This is a genomic window from Nitrobacter vulgaris (assembly GCF_002028545.1).
GTDB classification, from domain to species: Bacteria; Pseudomonadota; Alphaproteobacteria; order Rhizobiales; family Xanthobacteraceae; genus Nitrobacter; species Nitrobacter vulgaris.
Genome location: NZ_MWPQ01000007.1, coordinates 1 through 4,076, shown reverse-complemented (window position 1 = coordinate 4,076; position 4,076 = coordinate 1). Strand labels below are relative to the sequence as shown.

Annotated in this window: 3 protein-coding genes; all 3 read right to left on the bottom strand. The window is 55.8% G+C overall.

Annotation, left to right across the window (positions count from 1 at the left end):
* Positions 1–824, bottom strand: an 824-nt coding sequence (locus B2M20_RS20730) for a site-specific DNA-methyltransferase (protein ID WP_139372823.1), incomplete at its 3' end; no start/stop codon positions are given.
* Positions 825–835: 11 nt separating this feature from the next.
* A complete protein-coding gene (locus B2M20_RS03020) occupies positions 836–3,685 on the bottom strand; it encodes an SNF2-related protein (RefSeq protein ID WP_079445628.1) in 2,850 nt (949 codons plus the stop codon).
* Between the two features lie 34 nt (positions 3,686–3,719).
* Positions 3,720–3,956, bottom strand: a complete 237-nt coding sequence (locus B2M20_RS03015; RefSeq protein WP_079445627.1) for a ribbon-helix-helix domain-containing protein — start codon at positions 3,954–3,956, stop codon at positions 3,720–3,722.
* Positions 3,957–4,076 lie beyond the last annotated feature (120 nt).

Here is a 4,076-nt window from a genome sequence, read left to right as displayed (position 1 = left end):
GCCAGCTCCGACGAGTCGAGCGCTACCCTCAAACCACGCCGCGCGAAGGGGTCAAAATTGAACGCCGATACGGGGTCAAATTTGCGAGCCGATTGACACGGATCATCATTGGATACCGCGTATTTCTTCTGCCAAACAATGTTGGCCACGAAGTTTTCTTCTCCAAAAATCTCGTCGCAAAGCTTCCGAAGATTAGAAGCCTCGTTGTCGTCTATACTGATGAATATGGCTCCGTCTTTACGAAGTAAATTCTTCGCAAGGTACAGCCGCGGATACATCATGTTTAACCAGCGCGTGTGATACCGACCCGAGGTATCGGAGTTGGTAGAAAAGCGACTACCGTCATCGTCGGCTTGACCCGTATAAGCAAGATATGTGTCCAAAGACTCCGAGAATTTGTCTGGGTAGATAAATTCGTTACCAGTGTTGTACGGAGGGTCGATATAAATGAGTTTGATTTTTCCGAAATAGGACTTCTGAAGTAATTTCAGAACCTCCAGATTGTCACCTTCGATGAAGATATTATTTGTCTCATCGAAATTGACGGACTGGTCTCGCATTGGCTTTAGCGTTGCAACGGAAGACTGTTGGACAACCTTTATGGAGTCAGCCTTCCCCGGCCAATTGAGACCAAACCGCTCCTTGCCGGGGTCGACCCATTCGCCCAAAATACGCTTGAGCTGATCAAAATTAACGGTTCCGTCCGCCAAAGCTTCGGGAAAAGAGCGTTCCAGAAAGCGTCTTAGCTCTTCCTGCTTTTCTCCTGCGATGTCCATCGACCGCAAATCCATTTTCTCCGGTTGAGTATGTTCCGGCTTGTTCATTTTTGACCCCTTCATTGAACTTGAAACCTGACGGCGAAAAGCTCCTCGTCAGACACTGCCTGTCCGAGCCGCTCTTCCACCTGATCCAGAAGGCCGTCCTTCTGAATCTCTATGTCCTTTGCCGCCGCGTCGTATGCGCGCCATGCTTCATCGCGTTTGGCTTCGAGCGTGCGCGCCTTGCGCTGCAACGCGAGCTTGTCCGGGAGATTGCCGGTCTGGCGAACCTCCTTCTTGAGTGCCTTGATTTCTTCGTCGATGTCTTTGAGGTCGGCTTTCAGCCCGGCTCGCTTGTCCTCAGCCCAGTTGTCGAGTTTATCGATTTCATCGTCGAACCATTGGGATTGCCGAGCCGCCATGTCGTCCAGGATGGACTTGCGCTGTCCATCTACGGTCGCCTTTACCGCGTCCGGCATATGAAAGTCATTGGCGGCGTTCTTGCGCACAGGCAGCTCGAAAAGACGCTTTGCAGCTGCGGGGTCGATGGCGGTGCCATCGTCCGTCATGGCGGCTACAATGATGTGATCTTGGTCGTCTGCGCCGCGGATCGAAAGCTTGTGCACGACAAGCGTTCCCCGTTTGCCTACGAGCGGCGCGATTGCGACTGCGGTCTGCGGCCACGCCGTGTAGTCGAAGACGAGCGCTGCGCCATTCAGCTTGCGTGCACCAGCCACCCCAATGAGGTGCTGTGCCAGCGGATGGCCGAGCCGGTAGCGATGCCCATCGATGCCGAGCTTGGACAGGAAGTAGCTTCCAACGGGTACGTCGATGCCTGCCGGGCAGGTCGACAGTATGAATGTGAGATAATCGTCATCGAACTTGGCCTGCTTGCCAAGCTCGTGCTTCGTGAGAGCCCAGAGCATCCGGGCGAACCGATCCAGATACTCCTTGCTCTGCGTCATATTTATTTTCAGGCGGTCGTGAACCTCAGCGTCGAAGTGCTCCAGCAGCTTGCGGCGCGTATCTTCCATGGTCGCGTTGATGTTCGTGTCCATCTCAGCGCGCAGCCGCTCGAACTCGGTCTCGATTTCGCCAGTCGAGCGGCAATTCTGGTAGATCGATACGATGCGCTTTTCGAACTCCACGCCTGACTCGATAGCGCCGAGCACCTCGTCGCTAGCGCCGAACACGCCCGAGAAGAGCTTGAACTTTTCGGCGAGCAGCTCATAGACCCGCTGATCAGCGGCATTGTTCTTGTTGAGAAAGTTGACGACGACCACATCGTAGCGCTGGCCATATCGATGGCAGCGCCCGATGCGCTGTTCGATACGCTGCGGATTCCATGGAAGGTCGAAATTGACGACCATGGAGCAGAACTGAAGGTTGATGCCTTCAGCCGCGGCCTCGGTCGCGATCATAATCCCGGCCTGCTCGCGGAAATAATCCACGAGCGCCGCCCTTATATCTGCGGTGCGCGAGCCCGTGACACGGTCGGTGCCCTTATGGCGCTCGATCCAGGCTTTGTAGATTTCCTTGGATTGCGCGTCCGAGTTTGACCCGTTGAAGAGGACGAGCTTGTCGTCATAGCCATTGGCCGCAAGGAGACGAACCAGATATTCCTGTGTTCGGCGTGACTCCGTGAAGATGATTGCCTTTTCGGCGCTGCCCAGCTCCTTGGCCTTGGCGAACCCGGCGCGTAAAGCGCTGACGAGCGCTTGCCCCTTTGCGTTTTCAGAGATTGAAACAGCCAGGTCGCGGAACCCGCGAAGGTCAACGATTTCGCGCTCGATGTTGGCGATGTCGTCCTCGGTCAGCAGTTCTGGTGGAACCTCATCCTCTTCCCACTCATCGGCAGTCTGCTCGAACTCCTCGTAATCCTCGGCCAGCTCCTGTTCGAGCTTCTCCCGAAGGTTCTTGTCTTTGCCAAGCTGGCGTTCCAGCTTCCGAGCGAGTGTGTCGAGCGCCCCCGCAATAGCGAATGTCGACGACGCGAGCAGCTTGCGCATGATGAGCGTCATCAGCGACCGCTGGCTGGATGGCAGAGCCTGCAACGATGGCCGCCGCAGGTAGTCGGATACGAGATCGTAAAGAGTCTGCTCCTCCTGCGTCGGAACGAACTCCTGCGTGATTGGGATGCGGTTTGTGTATCGAATATATTCCAGGACTTGCCGCCGAAGGGTCCTGTGACAGACAGGCTTCAAGCGTTCTTTCAACTCGTCAAACTGTGTGTCGTCGGTCAGCCGCGCATACTGGGCGCGAAAGCTCTTGGCATCGCCGAAGGCGTAGTCGTCCACGAGACTGACGAGCCCATAAAGCTCCATCAGGGAGTTCTGAAGAGGCGTAGCCGTGAGCAGCACCTTAGGCGAGTTTGCGAGCGCTCCCTTAAGCGCTTTTCCGATCCGATTGTCCGGCCTGTAAACATTTCGAAGCCGGTGGGCTTCATCGATCACCACGAGGTCCCACGGTATGACCATAAGCTCGTCCGCATTGCGAGCGGCGAACTGGAAGGAGCAAATGACAAGAGTCTTCTGCTCGAACGGGCGACGAGCGCCCTCTTTTTTCATCTTGTTGTAGTTGCGAGCTTCAAGGATCGTGCTGGGCAGGAAAAACTTTTCTGCGAGTTCCTGCGACCACTGTTTCCGCAGATTGGCGGGCGTGATCACGAGGATGCGCCGCTTGCCCTCCGTCCATTTTTGGGCGAGCACCAGACCCGCCTCAATGGTTTTGCCGAGACCGACTTCGTCGGCGAGAATTGCGCCTTTCGAGAGAGGCGACTTGAAGGCGAACAGAGCCGCTTCGACCTGATGAGGATTGAGATCAACCTGAGCATCGAGCAAGGCACCGGCGAGCTTCTCGGAGTCAGCGACGGATCGCTGCCGGGTAAGCTCGTGAGCGAATAGCTTCGCATGGTACTCGGTAGTCAATTTCGCCCCCTAGGCTTCTTACAACCTCATTTATTCAGCGCGCTGTTTCCGCGCGCTTGCGGCCCCGTCCAGAGGATCGACTGCCGGTGTCGCCAAGCCTGAGAGGAATTGCCTTCTTCCTGCCGTGCTCCGCGAGAAACTCATTCAATGCGTGGCGAACGATCCACGCTGCGGATACATCATTACTCACCGCAAGCTGTTGCACCCTTTGGTAAAGGTCGGCGGGCACAATGACAGAGGTTCTAACCGTCTTTTCCTTATCGACAGGCATTGGATTCCCCTACTCAAACAGTGTCCGTCGTCAGAACATTTGGCGCAGATGGCTGCTTGATTTAGCGGAGTGTCGGCCTCTGGTTGGTGATGTTAAGCGGCGAGCTTGCGGTGTTGCAAG

What these genes read in the sequence shown, in the direction of transcription:
- B2M20_RS03015 (WP_079445627.1), bottom strand. Translation starts at nt 3,956, where the DNA reads ATGCCTGTCGATAAGGAAAAGACGGTTAGAACCTCTGTCATTGTGCCC.